At 74.1% G+C, this 16105-nt stretch carries 13 protein-coding genes; 4 read left to right on the forward strand and 9 right to left on the reverse strand.

The window, feature by feature from the left end:
• Positions 1 to 7 precede the first annotated feature (7 nt).
• From ACIBQZ_RS37280 to ACIBQZ_RS37290, 3 genes are all read right to left on the reverse strand, one after another.
• Entirely contained in the window at positions 8 to 1312 is a 1305-nt protein-coding gene (locus ACIBQZ_RS37280; protein WP_396093611.1) for an extracellular solute-binding protein, read from the reverse strand.
• 98 nt (positions 1313 to 1410) lie between these two features.
• Positions 1411 to 3690: a putative bifunctional diguanylate cyclase/phosphodiesterase gene (locus ACIBQZ_RS37285; RefSeq protein WP_396093612.1), complete on the reverse strand. Its 2280-nt coding sequence runs from the start codon at positions 3688 to 3690 to the stop codon at positions 1411 to 1413.
• Between the two features lie 61 nt (positions 3691 to 3751).
• Positions 3752 to 4534 (reverse strand): hypothetical protein, encoded by a 783-nt coding sequence (locus ACIBQZ_RS37290; RefSeq protein WP_396093613.1) that lies wholly within the window; start codon positions 4532 to 4534, stop codon positions 3752 to 3754.
• 141 nt (positions 4535 to 4675) lie between these two features.
• Here ACIBQZ_RS37290 and ACIBQZ_RS37295 point away from each other — a divergent pair, with 141 nt between their 5' ends.
• The gene (locus ACIBQZ_RS37295; RefSeq protein ID WP_396093614.1) at positions 4676 to 5404 is read left to right on the forward strand and encodes a histidine phosphatase family protein; all 729 of its coding nucleotides are present in this window, start codon (positions 4676 to 4678) and stop codon (positions 5402 to 5404) included.
• Positions 5388 to 6194: an NAD(P)H-hydrate dehydratase gene (locus tag ACIBQZ_RS37300; protein ID WP_396093615.1), complete on the forward strand. Its 807-nt coding sequence runs from the start codon at positions 5388 to 5390 to the stop codon at positions 6192 to 6194. Before ACIBQZ_RS37295 ends, ACIBQZ_RS37300 begins: the two co-directional genes overlap by 17 nt.
• Before the next feature lie 70 nt (positions 6195 to 6264).
• On the opposite strand, the gene ACIBQZ_RS37305 is transcribed toward ACIBQZ_RS37300, so the two are convergent.
• From ACIBQZ_RS37305 to ACIBQZ_RS37320, 4 genes are all read right to left on the reverse strand, one after another.
• Complete coding sequence (locus tag ACIBQZ_RS37305) at positions 6265 to 9363, reverse strand: GH92 family glycosyl hydrolase (protein ID WP_396093616.1); 3099 nt, start codon at positions 9361 to 9363, stop codon at positions 6265 to 6267.
• A gap of 98 nt (positions 9364 to 9461) precedes the next feature.
• Positions 9462 to 9935: a hypothetical protein gene (locus ACIBQZ_RS37310; protein ID WP_396093618.1), complete on the reverse strand. Its 474-nt coding sequence runs from the start codon at positions 9933 to 9935 to the stop codon at positions 9462 to 9464.
• Positions 9936 to 9989: 54 nt separating this feature from the next.
• Positions 9990 to 10607 (reverse strand): DNA-3-methyladenine glycosylase, encoded by a 618-nt coding sequence (locus ACIBQZ_RS37315; RefSeq protein WP_396093619.1) that lies wholly within the window; start codon positions 10605 to 10607, stop codon positions 9990 to 9992.
• Positions 10604 to 11713, reverse strand: a complete 1110-nt coding sequence (locus ACIBQZ_RS37320; RefSeq protein ID WP_396093620.1) for a citrate synthase 2 — start codon at positions 11711 to 11713, stop codon at positions 10604 to 10606. Before ACIBQZ_RS37320 ends, ACIBQZ_RS37315 begins: the two co-directional genes overlap by 4 nt.
• 67 nt (positions 11714 to 11780) lie before the next feature.
• Between ACIBQZ_RS37320 and ACIBQZ_RS37325 the strand changes: the two genes are divergently transcribed.
• The gene (locus tag ACIBQZ_RS37325) at positions 11781 to 12998 is read left to right on the forward strand and encodes a citrate/2-methylcitrate synthase (protein ID WP_396093621.1); all 1218 of its coding nucleotides are present in this window, start codon (positions 11781 to 11783) and stop codon (positions 12996 to 12998) included.
• Here ACIBQZ_RS37325 and ACIBQZ_RS37330 read toward each other — a convergent pair.
• Positions 12962 to 14422, reverse strand: coding sequence for an FAD-dependent monooxygenase (locus ACIBQZ_RS37330; protein ID WP_396093622.1), 1461 nt, complete (start codon positions 14420 to 14422; stop codon positions 12962 to 12964). The two genes, ACIBQZ_RS37325 and ACIBQZ_RS37330, sit on opposite strands and share 37 nt — an antisense overlap.
• A gap of 59 nt (positions 14423 to 14481) precedes the next feature.
• Between ACIBQZ_RS37330 and ACIBQZ_RS37335 the strand changes: the two genes are divergently transcribed.
• A complete protein-coding gene (locus ACIBQZ_RS37335; protein WP_396093623.1) occupies positions 14482 to 15108 on the forward strand; it encodes a TetR/AcrR family transcriptional regulator in 627 nt (208 codons plus the stop codon).
• 250 nt (positions 15109 to 15358) lie between these two features.
• On the opposite strand, the gene ACIBQZ_RS37340 is transcribed toward ACIBQZ_RS37335, so the two are convergent.
• Positions 15359 to 16102, reverse strand: a complete 744-nt coding sequence (locus tag ACIBQZ_RS37340; protein ID WP_396093624.1) for a CAP domain-containing protein — start codon at positions 16100 to 16102, stop codon at positions 15359 to 15361.
• Positions 16103 to 16105: the final 3 nt, after the last annotated feature.

A 16105-nucleotide genomic window follows, 5' to 3' on the forward strand; every position in this document is an offset into this window, starting at 1 on the left:
CACCCCCTCAGATGGGTGACGCGGTCGTGGACAGGGTCTGCAACTTGTCCCGCATCTGGGCGATGGCGGCGGCCGGGGACCGGCGGCCGCCGAGCACGTCGGCGATGGCGGAGCCGGTGACGATCTCGAAGTTGGAGCCGGAACCGGAGTACCAGCCGTCCGGGTCGTAGACCGCGCCGTCGGCAGCCGCGGCGTAGTTCGACTGCGGGGTCATGGCCGCGTACTCCGGGCTGTCCCGGAACGGCTTCCAGGTCGGCACGTGGCCGCCCTCGGCCCAGGTCCTGCTCTGATCCAGCATCGAGCGGACCAGCAGCAGCGAGCGGTCGAGCCGGGCCCGGTCGGTCTCCGGCCGGCGGGGGATGACCAGGGTGTGCGAGTCGGCCTGCACGGCGTAGCGCGCGCCGCCGTACAGGTTGGGGAACAGCGTCATGGAGAACGGCATCTTGGCGGTCTGGAAGGTGGAGATCTCCCACTCGCCCTGGAAGTAGAAGCCGGCCTGGCCGGTGGCGAAGGTGGCGATCGCGCCCTGGTAGTCGATGGCCGCCGGGAACACCCCGGACCGGGTCAGCGACTGCAGGAACGTGAGGACCTGAGCGGCCTTGGCGTCGTCGATGACCACCCGGCGGCCCTCGTCGGCCAGCGTCTCGCCGCCGAGCTGGCTGTAGAGCGACTGGAAGATCCGCCAGGACGTCGAGGTGTCGTTGTCGATCGACACCACCCCGCCGTACCCGCCGGAGGCCTCCTTGGCCCTGCGCATCGCGTCGGTGAACTTCTCCGGGCTGTCCAGCGGGCGGAGCGTGCCGGACGGGTCGAGCAGGCCGGCCTTCGCGCAGATGTCCGTGTTGTAGAACATCACGAACGGGTGGGTGTCGATCGGGATGGCGTACGCCCTGCCCTCGACCAGCCCGGCCTGCCAGGCCCGCTCGGTGAACTTGTCCGCCGTGATGCCGTGCCGGGCCAGGTCCTCGGGGTGCAGCTCCTCCAGCAGATCGGAGCCGACCAGGGTCTTCATCCGGGTCAGGTGCGAGATGGCCACGTCGGGCGGCTTGTCGCCGACCGTGGCCAGCGCCAGCTTGGTGTAGTACGGGTTGCCCCAGGCCAGCGTGACGGCGCTGAGGTCGATGCCGGGGTTTGCGGTGCGGAAGCCGTCGAGCATCTGGTTCATCCGGACGCCGTCGCCGCCGCCGAACAGGTTCCAGTAGTCGAGCGACCCGCCGGTGTCCCGCCCCGGTGTCAGGCCACTGCACCCGGCCAGCCCGAGGGTCGCCGCGGCGGCCGTGCCGCTCAGGAAGGCGCGTCGGCTCAGTGTCATTCCTGGAGCCTGCCGCCGCGCCTTTCGGCAGTCCAGGGATCGGTCTTCGCAAGACGAGAAGGACCGGACACGAATCGAGAAGGATCACTGTCTGACGCTCAGGAGGTGAGCGCCACCGGGCTCAGCAGCAGGCCGATGTCCGCGGCGGGCATCGGCCGGGCGAAGTGGAAGCCCTGCGCGTACCGGTAGCCGGCCGCGTACAGCCGCTGCGCCTGGGCCTCGGTCTCCACGCCCTCGGCGATGGCCTGGATGCCCAGGCCGGTGGTGATGCCGATCAGGCTGTCCACGATGACCGCCTGGGCACTGCCGGCGGTGACCCCGTCGACGAACGACTTGTCGACCTTGAGCACGTGCACCGGGCAGTCGACCAGCAGGCTCAGCGACGACTGGCCGGTGCCGAAGTCGTCCAGCGCCACCGCCAGGCCCAGCTCGTGCAGCTCGCGGACCGCGTCCAGCCCGCCCGGCCCGGTGCCCAGCACCGCGGTCTCGGTGATCTCCGCGGTGAACCGGGCCGGGTCCACCCCGGCGGCGGCCAGCAGCGCGCCGACGCCGGCGGCGAAGCCGGGCTCGTGCAGCTCCCGGGGCGAGACGTTGACGCTGATCCGGCCGGGCGCCCGCGCGCCCAGCGTGCGGTCCCACTCGGCGGCCTGGGCCGCGACCTGCCCGAGGACCCACCGACCCAGCTCGATGATCGTGCCGTTGCGCTCGGCCAGCGGGATGAACACCGCAGGCGACACCTGCCCGTGCTCGAGGTGGTGCCAGCGGACCAGCGCCTCGACGCCGGCCAGCCGGCCGTCCGGCAGCTCGACGATCGGCTGGTAGACCACGGACAGCTCGCCGCGGGTGACGGCCTGGCGCAGGTCCGCGCCGAGCCGGGCGTCGCGGTCGGCGAGCCGGTCCATCGCGGGGTCGAACCAGGTCCAGCGGCCGCCGCCGGCGTGCTTGGCCGCGTACATCGCGACGTCGGCGCGGCGCAGCAGCTCGCCGGGGGTGTCGCCGGGCTGGGCGGCGGTGACGCCGATGCTGATCCGGGGCGCCATCTCGTGGCCGTCGACGGACAGCGTCTCCTGCACCCCGGTGATCACCCGTTGCAGCAGCACGGCCGCGTCGGCGCCGCTGAGCCCGGGCAGCAGCAGGGTGAACTCGTCGCCGCCGAGGCGCGCCACGGTGTCGCCGGCCCGCAGCCGTTCGTGCAGCCGCCGGCTGACGGCCTTGAGCAGGGCGTCGCCGGTGCCGTGCCCGAGCCGGTCGTTGACCGTCTTGAAGTCGTCGAGGTCGAGCAGGGCGACCAGGAAGTCGGCGCCGCCGCCGAGCCGGGCGGTGACCTGCTCCTCGAAGTTGGGCCGGTTGGCGATCTCGGTGAGCGAGTCGTGCCGCACCTGGTGGGCGAGCTGGTCCTGGTACGCGCGCAGCTGGGCCAGGTTGGTGTCGACGGTGGCGAGCAGCCGGCCGTTCTCGCGCAGCGCGCTGATCTGCCGGAGCACCACCAGCGCGGTGATCGCCACCGTGGCCGCGGCGATGATCCGCCCCTGGGCGCTGGGGATGTCGGTGCCCAGCAGCATCGCGTCCATCCCGGCCACCGCGACGTACGGCACCACGCTGACCCGCCGCCGGGCCCGCCGTGGGAGCGCGGCGCCGGCCGGGGCGCGCAGCTGGCGCCCGGCCGCGACCTGCGCGCAGTAGCAGGCGATCGGCACGGCCAGGAAGGTCGAGTTGAGCTCCGGCCAGCCGCCGAGGAACGGCATCAGCGAGCCGGTCGCGGCGGCCAGCGCGGTGCCGAACGACAACAGGTGCACGGCGCCCCGATCGAGCCCGCCCGCGCCGGTGAACGCGACCTTGACGAACGCGATCAGCGACACCGAGGCGACCATGATGATGCCGAGCAGCGGCAGCGCAGAGCCGGTCTGCTCGGTCCAGCTCGCCGCGCGGCTCAGCGCGAAGTGCCAGACCAGCATGCCGGTGGTGATCAGGATGATGCCGGCGTCGAAGCCGAAGCGGGCCCAGTCGCCCCGCGAGCGCGCCTCGGCCGGCAGCCGCATCAGCGACCAGACCATGACCAGCAGGATGAGCAGGTACAGCGCCGTGGTCGTGGGGCTGATCCGCTGGTACGGCGGCGGCCCGGTGAGCACGTCGCGGGCGTGCAGCGCCAGCGTGACGGCCAGCAGCCCGACACACCCGGCGAACTGGCGCCAGAACCGGCGGGTCGACGCGGCCAGCTCGGTGCGCCGGCCGACCTGCCAGGACGCGTACGCGGCCAGCATCGCCATCGCCGGCAGCGGCAACCACCCGGTCACCGGAGGCAGACCGGCCCCGAGCAGCCCCGCGGCGAAGGTGCCCAGGCTGAACCCGAGCAGGGCGCCGCCGGCGATGACGGGCACACGCTGTCCACGGTTCATGAACCGCCCATCGGAAATCGGGGGCGGTTCTGAAGGACTTAGCTCAGTTGGTGTCGCGCGGCTTCTTGCCGTCCCCGGGCTTCTCCGGCGCCTCGGCGGTCGCCTCCGGCTCGGCCGGACCGTCGTCGCCGGGCTGCTCGGCGTCGGCGTGCACCTCGCCGGTGTCCGAGCCGGCCGGGCCGCCCGGGCCGCTCACCGGCGCCTGCAGATCGGTGCCCACCTGCGGCCGGTCGACCCAGAGCGCCCGCAGCTGGCCCTGCATGAACGTGGTCAGCCGGGCCCGGTACTCGCGGTCGAACTGCTCCAGCGCCTCGATCTGCTGCTGCAGCGCGCCCCGCTTGGCGATCAGGCTGCCCACCGAGTCCTCGTAGCGCTGCTGCGCCTGATGCTTGAGCTGCTCGGCTTGGCCCTGCGCGTCGCCGACGATCGACCGGGCCTCGTTCTGGGCCTCGGCCAGGATCTGGTCGGCGGTGCGCTTGCCGTCGTCGGCGCGCATCCGGGCGTCCCGGGCGGCCTGCTCGGCGGTGGCGCGCGCCTCGGCCAGCACCTTGTCGGCCTCGCAACGCACGTTGTGCGCGTGCACCTGGGCGTCGCGGGCGGACTGGTCGGCCGCGGCCTGGGCGTCGGAGCGGATCTTGTCCGCCTGGCGTTTGGCTATCGCGACGTGTTCCTCGGCCGTGCGCTGGGCCAGGGTCAGCACCTGCAGCGCGTGGTCGGGGTGCAGCGGTCCGCCGGTGCCGACCAGCGGGTGTTCCGAGGTCGCGCTGTCCGGGGACGCGCCGCTGAGAACCGCTTTGACCCGGGCTTTTATTTGGTTGTCAGTCACCGAAGACCTCCGCTTGAGATGGCTGGCCCCCGCCATGGAGCTTGCTTTGTCCCTAACGGGCGAGGGCGCCCCGACGCCACGGGCGAGGACGGGGGCAATGTTCGTGGTAGTCCTCACGCCGGCCGGGTAAGACCCCCGGTCATGGAGCAACCGCAGTGGCTGGGCGTCATCCGTCATGGCCAGAGCACCGGGAACGTGATCGCGCAGGACGCCGAGACCGCCGGGTCGGAGGCCATCGACATCCCCGAGCGCGATGCCGACGTGCCGCTGTCGGAGACCGGCCGCGAGCAGGCCGAGGCGGTGGGCGCCTGGCTGCGGGGGCGCAAGCCGGACGAGCGGCCGGCGCTGGTGGTCGTGTCGCCGTACCTGCGGACCCGGCAGACCGCCGAGCTGGCGCTGGCCGGCACCGGCATCCCGGCGGTCGTCGACGAGCGGCTGCGCGACCGGGAACTGGGCGTGCTGGACCTGCTCACCGGCCGCGGGGTGCAGGCCCGGCTGCCCGGCGAGCACGCCCGCCGCGTCCGGCTCGGCAAGTTCTACTACCGCCCGCCCGGCGGCGAGTCCTGGGCGGACGTGCTGCTGCGGCTGCGCGCCCTGCTGCGCGAGGTGCGCGCCGACCATCCGGGCGGCCGGGTGCTGCTGGTCGGTCACGAGGCCACCGTGCTGCTGGTGCGGTATCTGGCCGAGTCGCTCAGCGAGGCCGAGCTGATGGCTGTCGCGCACGCCACCGCGGTCGCGAACTGCTCGATCAGCACCTGGCGCCGCGACGGCGACCGGCTGCTCCCGGACCTGTTCAACTCCGTCGCCCACCTGCACTCCGAGGGTGCGCGCCCGACCCGCCAGGAGGACGTCAATGCCGAGCCCGTCTGAGGCCGAGCAGGTCATCACCCCGCGGCTGCTGCGCGACTGGCCGCTGCCCGATCCGCAGGGTGGCAAGGAGGCCCGCGGCACGGTGCTGGTGATGGGCGGCTCGCGGTCCACGCCGGGCGCGGTGCTGCTGGCCGGGGTCGCCGCGCTGCGCGCCGGGGCCGGCCGGCTGCAACTGGCCGCGGAGTCCGCCACGGTGAGCGCGCTGAGCATCGCGGTGCCCGAGGCCAAGGTCGTGAGTCTGGACGACGACCCGGACCGGCTGGGCGGGCTCGCGGCCGACGCCGACGTGGTCGCGCTCGGCCCCGGCCTGGACGACATCGAGGTCACCGCCGGGCTGCTGCACCTGGTGCTGGACGCCACCGGCAAGGACACCGCGATCGTGCTGGACGCGTACGCGCTGGGCGCCCTGAGCAAGGAGCCGGACCTGCTCGCCGGGCGGTCCGAGCGGGTGGTGCTCACCCCGAACGTCACCGAGGCCGCGCACCTGCTCGGCCGCGAGCCCGGCGACGACCTGGCCGCCGAGGCCGCCGCCCTGGCCCGGCGGTACCAGGCGACGGTCACCCTGTTCGGCCACATCGCCACCCCGGACGGGCGGAGCTGGCGCGAGGAGAGCGGCGACGTCGGGCTGGGCACCTCCGGCAGCGGCGACGTGCGGGCGGGGATCGTCGCCGGGCTGCTCGGCCGGGGCGCCGAGCCGGCCCAGGCGGCCTGCTGGGGAGCGTTCGCGCACGCGGTGAGCGGCCAGCGGCTGGCACCCCGGTACGGCCGCACCGGCTTCGCCACGGTCTGAGCCGGGTCCGCGGGCAGCCGCACGGCCCGGGGTGGGGGTCGCGGGACCCGACTCCCACCCCGGGGGTTTCTCAGGCGGTGACCAGCACCTCGTAGAGACGCGCCGCGGTGCTGCCGTCCGAGGTCGGGGTCAGGACCGCCACCCGCACGTAGCGGGCGTCGACGCCGACCGTCGTCGTGGTGGAGTCCGCGGTGTTGCCGCGGACCTGGGCCCGGGTGGTCCAGCCGGCGCCGTCGTCGGAGGTCTGGACGTCGAAGTCCCGGGTGTTCCAGGCCGGGTACTCGCCGCCGGCGCCCGCGTGCCGGATCGTCACCGCGCCGACCCGCTGCGTGCTGCCCAGGTCGGCCTGGACCCACTTGGTCGCGCCCTGCGAGCACCACTTGTCCGCCCAGCCGCCCAGCCAGCTGCCGTTGAAGGCCTTGGCCGGGCCCTCGTTCGCGCCGCAGGACGAGTCCGCGGCGGCCGGCCGGAGCAGCGCCAGGTCGGTGGGGGCGCTGCTGCTGCCGTACACCTCGAGCTCGTAGATCCGGGCCGCCGCGCTGGTGTCGGCGGCCGGCTGGCTGGTCTCGAACCGCACGTACCGGGCGCTGCGCGGCACGATCGGGGTGTAGGTCCGGCTCGCCTTCGAGCCGGTGACGGCCACCGCCGGGGTGAAGGTGGTGCCGTCGGTGCTGGTCGTGATCGTGAACGCGGCGGTGTTCCAGGTGGTGGTCTCGCCGCCCAGGCCGGCGTGCTCGACCACGAACGACGACACCGTGCGGGCCGTGCCGAGGTCGACCTGGAGCTGGCGCGGCGCGGTGGCCGTACACCATTTGCTGTTGCCGGCCAGGGCGCCGTCGACCGCCTTGCCGGCGGCCTCGCTCGCGGCGCAGGCCGCCGAGCCGGTCACCGGCCGGCCCAGGGCCAGGTTCGGCCCGAGATCCGGTTCCGCGGGCGGCTGGGTCGCCCCGGCGGCAAAGCTCGGGGGTACGTCCGCAGCGCCCGTGCCCCACGCCGACGGGCTGCCGCCCATGGTGAAGGCGACCGTCCCGCCGTCCGCGATGTCGCCGTACCGCAGGTAGTTGTGGCTGGTCGCGGCCCCGTCCACGGACAGCGACTGGACGTAGCGGTCGGTCGCGCTGCCGCCGGTGACGGTGATGTCGCCGGGGCCGCGCCGGATGAGCACGCTCGGGAACAGCGCGCCGTGCGCGGCGAGGGTGTCCGCGCCAGGCGTGACCGGGTACAGCCCCAGCGCCGACCAGACGTACCAGGCGGAGGTGGCGCCCAAGTCGTCGTTGCCGGGCAGGCCGCCCGCGCCGGTGGTGAACGACTCGGCCATCACCCGGCGCACCGCGTCGCTGGTGCCGGCCGGTCTGCGCGCGGCGTGGTAGGTCCACGGCACGTTGTGCTCCGGCTCGTTGCCGATGTAGAAGTACGGCCGGCTCAGCCCGCCGTTGAGCTCGGTGAAGTGGTGGTCGAGCCGCTGCGCCGCGGTGCCCGGCCCGCCCATCAGCGTGATCAGCGCGCCCAGGTTGTGCGGGACCATCCAGGTGTACTGGGCGGCGTTGCCCTCCACGTACGGGTTCTCCTGCGCCGGGTTCAGCCCCGCCGACCAGCCACCGCCGCCGTCCCGGGTGTGCAGATAGGACGATTCGCCGTTGAACAGGCTGCGCCAGTACTGCGACCGGGCCGCGTAGGTGTCGCGGGCGGCGGTGTCACCGAGCGCGCCGGCGAACTGGGCGATGGCGAAGTCGCTGGCCGCGTACTCCAGGGTCTCCGAGGGGTTGCCGGGGATGAAGTGGTTGGCCTGGTAGGTGGCCTGGTTGCCGCGCAGCACCACGCCCTGGGTGGAGCCGCCGCTGCCGCTGGCTTTCATCAGCGCCAGCGCGGCCGCGGTGTCGAAGCCGCGCACGCCGAACGCGTACGCGGCGGCCACGATGATCGGCCCGGGGTCGCCGGGCATGACGAAGTCCTCGACGGTCTGGTGCGACCACTTGGGCAGCAGCCCGCCCTGCTGGCCGTCGAGCACCATGGACCTGACGATGTCGGTCATCACGTCCGGGGCGATCAGCGCGACCAGCGACGCCCAGGAGCGGTAGATGTCCCAGCCGGAGTAGTTCTGGTAGACCGGGTGCGCGGCGGTGTGCACGGCCTGGTCGAAGCCCCGGTACTCGCCGTTGGTGTCGCTGGACAGGTTCGGGTTCTGCAGCACGTGGTACAGCGCGGTGTAGAACTTCCGCAGGTCGGTCGTCGCGCCGCCGGTCACCTGGACCCGGTTCAGCGCGGTGTTCCACGCGGCGTAGGCGTCCGCCCGGACGGTGGCGAAGGGCGCCGCCTCGGCGGTGGCGTTGTTCTGCGCGTTCGCCACGCTGACGAAGGAGATGCCGACGGTGGCGGTGACGACGGCGTTCGAGGTGGTGTCGAAGGTGACGTACGCGCCGGTGCTGGTGCCGCTGGTGGTCGTCGAGCCGGCGCTGACCGTGCCGGCCTTGAACGTGCCGAAGCCGGTCGGCGCGCGGTCGAACAGGATCGAGTAGTACATCTTGAACGTCTTGCCGCCGCAGAAGCCGCCGGCCGTGTGCTCGCCCCAGACCCGGTTGCCGCTGATGGTGACGGTGCCGTCGCGGTCGCCGGTGGCCGAGCGGCTGGCGTTGATCAGCACCCGGGCGGTGGTGCTCGCCGGGTAGGTCAGCTTCAGCGCGCCGGTGCGCTTGGTGGCGCTGAGCTCGGCGTCCACCCCGTACTTGTCGAGCCGGTTCCGGTAGTAGCCGGGCGCGGCGCTCTCGTTGGTCTTGGTGTACGCGGACGCGTAGCTGGTCCAGCTGGAGCCGGGCGAGGCGCCGAGGTTGCCGGTGATCGGCAGGATCGGCAGGTCCTCGTTGTTGGGGCAGCCGGCGCCGTTGAAGTGGGTGAGGCTGAACGACTCGATCGTGCGGTCCCGGTCGCGGTAGCCCGACGGCGAGGCGGTGGGGGTGTCCGGGCTGAACTGCACCATCCCGAACGGCACGGTGGCGCCGGGGAAGGTGCTGCCGCCGGCGCCGCCGCCGACCGGGTTGGGGGAGTTGCTGTCGTCGGTGCCGACGAACGGATTGACGTACGAGGCGAGGTCCGGATCGGCCGCCCGCGCGACCGAGGGGACCGACAGGACCGCGGCGGCGAGGAGGGCCGCCGCGGCGAGGGTACGGAGCATAGGGTGCCGTCCCTTCGTGGTGACAACGATGTCAGAGCGTGGCTTATAGAAGCACGCAGATATAACCCGTTGTCAATACGAAGAGCCGTCGGTGCGGTTCAGGCGAGCGGGTCGCGCGTTCTCCGCTGCCGCACCAGCGACGCGGCGGCCAGGGCGGTCCCGCCGGTGCCGATCCCGCCGAGCACGCCGAGCGCGAACCGCTGCTGGCTGTTCTGGACGGCGCTGTCGCCGGTGGGCACGTCCGGGCTGATCCCGGCGAGCGCGCTGATCCCGGCGAGCCAGAAGGCGAAGAACAGCAACCCGGTGACCAGCAAACCCCACCGCGGCAGCTCGGGCGGCGCCCAGACGGACCGCACCCTCCCGCTCTGCGGCTGCCGCCCCCGCACGATCCGGCGGTTGCTGACCACCCCGGCGGCGAAACCGGGCAGCACGAGCACCCCGGCGACCACCACGGCCAGGGCGGTGGGCACCAGCCGCTCCCCGCCGAGCAGGGCCCCGATGAGCACACCGGCCCACCCGACGCCGGCCACACACATGACGTCGAGCACCAGCAACATCCGTCGCGAGATCACCGGCGACAACGCTAGTTCCCGCCCCGCACACCGGAGAGCCGTTCGGCGAAACCCCTACGGAACCTTGCGCACGCGAGGGGTGTGCCGGCGGTAGGCACTGACCGTGGGGTCGCCGTCGATCCAGAAGCGCCAGGGCACGTCGTGGGCGGAGGTCACCCCGACCCGCGGCCCGGCCGTCACGCTGCCGGGCCGCACCTCGGCCGCCGGTGGGGTGAGCACGGCCGGGCCGTTCCCGTCGACCACGCTGGTGCCGTTGGCCGCGCGGTCCAGGGCCAGCACCTGCATCAGCTTGGCCGGCCCGGCGGCCAGGTCCCGGTCCTGCCGGGCGGCGGTCCGCCGCGACCGGGCGAGCTCCAGCCCGTCGACGACCTCCCCCGCGCGCAGCAGCACGGCCGCCGCCACCCCGGCCTCGCCGCACACCACGTTGGCGCAGAAGTGCATGCCGTAGATCTGGTAGACGTAAAGTGTCCCGGCCGGGCCGAACATGACCTCGTTGCGGCCGGTCATCCCGCGGTGCGCGTGGCTCGCCGGGTCCTGCCCGAGCCCGCTGTACGCCTCCACCTCGGTGAGCCGGACCGTCACCCCGTGGGCGCCGATCCGCCAGCCGAGCAGGTCCCGGGCGGCCCGGTCGACCTGCGCGGCGGGGCGGCGCAGCCAGGGGTAGTCCGTCACCCGCCGTACGGTAGTAGCCGGTCCCAGCCGGCCAGCGACGCGGGCTCCCGGTCGGTCTCGCCGATGTAGTCGGCGGACGGCCGGATGATCTTTCCGAGCCGCTTCTGTTCGAGGACGTGCGCGCTCCACCCCGCCGTGCGGGCGCAGGCGAACAGCGGCGTGAACAGCTCGGCCGGCACGCCCGCGAAGTCCAGCACGATCGCCGCCCAGTACTCGACGTTCGTCTCCAGCACCCGGTCCGGCTTGCGGTCGCGCAGCTCCGCCAGCGCCGCCTGCTCCAGGGCGAGCGCCACCTCGTACCGGGGTGCGCCGAGCTCCTTCGCGGCCGCCCGCAGGATCCGGGCGCGGGGGTCCTCGGCGCGGTAGACCGGGTGCCCGAAGCCCATCAGGCGCCGGCCGCTGTCCAGTACTTCCCGCACGTACCCGCGGGCGTCGCCGCGCCGCTCCACCGCCTCGACCATGCCCAGGGCCCGGGCCGGGGCGCCGCCGTGCAGCGGCCCGGACAGGGCGGCGACCGCGGCGGACAGGCAGGCCGCCACGTCGGTGCCGGTGCTGGCGACCACCCGCGCGGTGAAGGTCGAGGCGTTCATGCCGTGTTCGGCCGCGCAGACCCAGTACCGGTCGATCGCCTCGGCCCGGCGCGGGTCCGGCTCGCCCTGCCAGCGGATCAGGAACTGCTCCGCGGCGGTCCGGCCCTCGGCGATCCGGGCCTGCGGCACCGCCGGCAGCTCCGCGCCGCGGGCGGCCTGGGCCACGAACGACAGCATCGTGGCCGAGGTGCGGGCCAGGTCCGCGCGCGCCTGCTCGTCCGTGATGTCGATCAGCGGTCGCAGGCCCCGGAGCCGGGCGAGCATGGCCGTCGCCGCCTGCAGGTCCACCCGGATGTCGCCGGTGCCGGCCGGGACGGCGAGCGGGTCCGCCGCGGGCAGGCGCCGGGTGAAGTCGCCGTCGACCAGCAGGCCCCACACGTCGGCGTAGCTCGCCCGGCCGATCAGCTTCGCGATGTCGACCCCGCGGTAGCGCAGGGCGCCGCCGGAGCGGTCGGGCTCGGCGATGCCGGTGTCGAACGCGACGACGTCGGCCAGTCCTGGATTCACGGTCAGCATCCGTCCAATCTCACCGCCGATAATCCGCATGTCAACATTGATTCAGTCAACATGAGAAGATGGCCACATGACTGCGGAGCGGCTGCTGACGACCGAGGAGGTGGCGCGGCGGCTGGGCGTCAAGAAGGCGACGGTCTACGCGTACGTGAGTCGCGGGCTGCTCGGCAGCCGGCGCAACGCCGACGGCAAGGAGAGCCTGTTCGCCGAGCCCGAGGTGGCCGCCTTCGTGGCCGGCCGCAAGCGCCCGGGCGCGGCGCCGGACGCGCCGGCGATCCACACCGGCCTCACGCTGATCACCGGCACCGAGCTGTTCTACCGCGGCCACCCGGCCGGAGAGCTGGCCCGCATGGCGTCGTTCGAGTCGGTGGCCACCCTGCTGTGGACCGGCGAGCTGCGGCACGTGCCGGTGGCTCCCGATCCGGAGCTGCGGGCCCTGGCCGAGGCGGTCACGGCGCCGCTGCCGGCCGGCGCCCGGCTGACCGACCGGCTCCGGGTCGCGGTCGCCGCGATCGCCACCGCGGACCGGCTGCGCTTCGACACCACGCCGGCCGCGGTGATCACCCGGGGCCGGACGATCCTCGGCACGATGGTCGCGGCGCTGCCCGTCCGGGCGCCCGCGCCGCACGGCTCCGGGCTCGCCGGGGTGCTGTGGGCCCGGCTCACCGACCGTGCCCCGGCGCCGGCCGACCTCGTCGCGCTGAACGCCGCCCTGGTGCTGCTCGCCGATCACGACCTCGCCGCGTCGACCTTCGCCGCGCGGGTCGCCGCGTCCACCCGGGCGCACCCGTACGCGGTGGTCCAGGCGGGCCTGTCCGCGCTCGACGGCCCGCTGCACGGCACGGCCAGCGACCTGGCGTACGGGCTGCTGACCGAGGTGATGCGCTCGCAGGACGCGGTCGGCGCCATCTCCGGCCGGTTGCGCACCGACGGGTGGATAGCCGGTTTCGGCCATCCGCTCTACCCGGCCGGCGATCCCCGCGCGGCGGTCCTGCTCGACCTGCTGGCACCCGCCGCCGACGAGCAACCGGCGGCGGTGCGGGCCGCCCTGGCCGAGGTGACGGCGGCCATCGGGCGCCACTCCGGCGCCGCGCCCACCATCGACTTCGCGCTCGCCGCCTTCGCCCTGCTCAACGGCATGGCCGCGGACGCGGGGGAGACCATCTTCGCGGTCGCCCGGACGGCCGGGTGGATCGCCCACGCGCTGGAGGAGTACGCGGACGAGCCCAGCCGCTTCCGCCCCAACGGCCGCTACGCCGGGTGGCGGCCGGGCGCCGAGGGCACCTGAGCGGTGACCCGGCTGACGTAGTTGTCCGGCCGTACCAGCACCAGGGTCGGCGCGGAGATGTCGTAGGCGTGGTGGGCGTGGCCGTCGAGGTCGACCAGGGCGCCCGGAGCGGCCGGCCCGCCCGGCCGGACGATGTGGTGGACGCGCAGGTCCGGCGTCTCCGGCGGGAGCTCGGCGGCGGGCGCGTCGAAGGCCAGCAGGGTCCAGTGCGGACCGCGGAGCAGGTCGAAGACGCGGACCGGCCCGCACGGCGCGTCCGGCGCCCGGTCGCCCGCGCGCAGCCGGCCCGGCGCGGGGTCCGGGTCGTCGGCCAGCGGCCCACCCCGGTACGTCAGCGACAGCTGCCGCAGCACCGGATCGTCCCGCCGCATCGCGTCCTCGGCGCCGGCCGCGTGCCGGCGGTGCAGCCGGGTGCTGACGCCCAGCACCCCGGCCGCGACCGGCAACCGCTCGGCCTCGTACGTGTCGAGCAGCGCGTCGTCGCCGGCGGCCAGCTTCCAGCCGAGGTTGAACGCGTCCTGCAGGCCGGTGTTGAGCCCTTGCCCGCCGGCCGGCGAGTGCACGTGCGCGGCGTCCCCGGCCAGGAACACGTTGCCGACCCGGTAACGGTCCACCATCCGGATGTTGGCCCGGTACAGCGACGTCCAGCCGACGTGCGTAACGGTGACGCCGGGCTGGACGGCATCGACGAGCCGCTGCAGCGCCGCCGGTGAGGCGTCCTCGGCCGGCGGCGCGGTGAGCTGGAAGTCCTCGGTGCCCGGCAGCGGGCACAGGCCGAGGCGCAGCGCGTGCGGCTCGGCGCCGGGCCAGACGTGCCAGTGGTCGCGGTCCAGCCCGGTCAGCCGGACGTCGGCGATCAGCATGCGCTCGCTCTCGCGCGTCTCGCCGGCGAAGCCCACCCCGAGCCGCCGCCGGATCGTGCTGCGGCCGCCGTCCGCGCCGACCAGGTACGTGGTGGTGACGCGTTCGCCGGTGCTCAGCTCGACGTGCACGCCGCGCTCGTCCTGGCCGAACCCGGTGACCTCGACGCCCGGCTCGACCTGCCCGCCCAGCTCGGCCAGCCGTTCGGTGAGCAGCTCGCCGGTGCGCCACTGCGGCACCATCAGCAGGTTCGGGTACGGCACCGCGGGCGTCGGCGCGTGCAGCTCGTCCATGCGCCGCGTCGTCGTGCCCCCGTCCGGCCGGTGGATCAGCAGCTCGGGATAGTCGGCGCCGTGCTCCCGGAACCGGTCCAGCACGCCCAGGTCCTCGAGGATCTCCTGGGTGCGCGGCTGGATCCCCTTGCCGCGCGAGCCGTGCTGCGGCAGCGGCGACTTCTCCACGAGCCGGAACGGCACGCCCCGGCGCGCCAGGTCGACGGCCAGGGTGAGCCCGGTCGGGCCGGCGCCCACGATCATTACGGTGAATTCGGATTCAGTGAACATGAATTCACCATAGGAGGGCTGATAACGTGCCGTCAAGGCGCGGATCTCGGAGGTGGGGCATGGCGGTCGGGGTACGCAAGCGGCAGGCTGCGGAGACCGAGGCCGAGCTGAAGGCGGCGGCGGTCCGGGTGTTCGGGCGCCTCGGCTACCTGAACGCCAAGATCACAGACATCACCGCCGAGGCGGGCCGCGCGGCCGGCTCCTTCTACACCCACTTCGCCAACAAGGAGGCGCTGCTCGAGGCGCTGCTGGCGGACCTGATGGCCGAAGGCGACGCGAGCGCGGTGCTGCCCGGGCACGGCGACGACTTCCGCGACCGGGCCGCGGTGCGCTGGCACGTGGCCGTCTACTGGGAGTTCTACCGGCGGCACCGGACGGTCGTGGTGGCCCTGCAGCAGGCGGCCACGGTGGACGAGTCGTTCGCGCGGCGCAGCCAGGAGCTGCTGGAGCCGGACCTCCGGCACCTCGCCGATCACCTGCGCGGACTGGACCTGCCGGGTGATCCGCTGGTGGTGGCGTCGATGTTCACCACGCTGCTGTCGACCTTCGCCGACCGCTGGCTCTCCGGGCACGGCCCGCAGCTGGGCCGGGAGCTGTCGGACGCCGAGGCGATCGAGACGCTGACCTCGTTCCTGCACGCCGGCATCGGCGGCGAGCGGCCCGCGTCACGGCCGGGCCGGAACTAGCAGGCCAGAGCTAACAGGCCGGCACCAGCGGGGGCCGGGATCGGCAGGGCCGGGATCAGCTGGGGCCGGGATCGGCGGGGCCGGGATCAGCGAGGCCGGAGCTAGCAGGCCGGGCGCCGGGGGCCGGCGGGCCGGGTCCGCTTGATCGGGCCGCACTGGCCGCCCGGCCGGTTCGGCCCGAACGGCCGCGTCGGGCCGAACATGTCCCGCAGCCGCCGGCGCCGGGACGGGCGGCTGGGCCACCGGCCGGTCATCCGACGAAGTCCTGGGTCAGCCAGACCTTGCCGCCGGACTCGCGCACCACGCTCAGCCCGATCCGGGTGAAGTCCTTGCTCAGCAGGTTCTTGCGGTGCCCGTCCTCCGGCGGCACCTCGGCCAGCATGCTGTCGCACAGCCCGTTCGCCGCCTGCGCGATCGCCGCGTCCGAGTCGCCCGCGAAGCCGAAGCCGATGTTCTCGCCGGCCGAGCGCCACGGCACGCCCTGGGCGCTGAACCGCTCGCCGATGCCGCCCTCGCCGGAGCACTGGTGCGACAGGCCGCAGCCGTCGATCATCCGCTGGTTGTGCAGCGCCGCCGCCTTCGACAGCGAGGTGTCCAGCGACAGCGCCGCCAGGCCCTCGTCGCCGCGGGCCGCGTTGATGTGGTCCAGCACCTGGTCGAGGATCGAACCGCTGGTCACCGGCGCGTTCTTGCGCTTCGCCGGCGCGGTCGTCGGGGGCGTCGTCCGCTTGGTCGGCGTGGCCTTCGGCTTCCGGCTGGCCGCGGTCGGCGCCTTGGTGGCCGGCGTGGCGCTGGTCGCGGCCGGCGACGGCACCGCCGAGCTGGGCGGGAGCGCGTCGTCCAGCAGGTCGGTGCCGGTGCCCGGGTCGCCGGTCGGCTCGGTCGCGACGAACGGGCTGTCGGCGGCGGTCCGGGTGGCCAGCGGTGAACCCTGCCGGTTCAGCCCGACAGCCGTGAAGCCGGCGCCGATCACCACGGCCGTGGCTCCCGCCACCAG

Origin of the sequence: Actinoplanes sp. NPDC049599 (genome assembly GCF_044465625.1) — a bacterium.
Classification (GTDB): Bacteria; Actinomycetota; Actinomycetes; order Mycobacteriales; family Micromonosporaceae; genus Actinoplanes.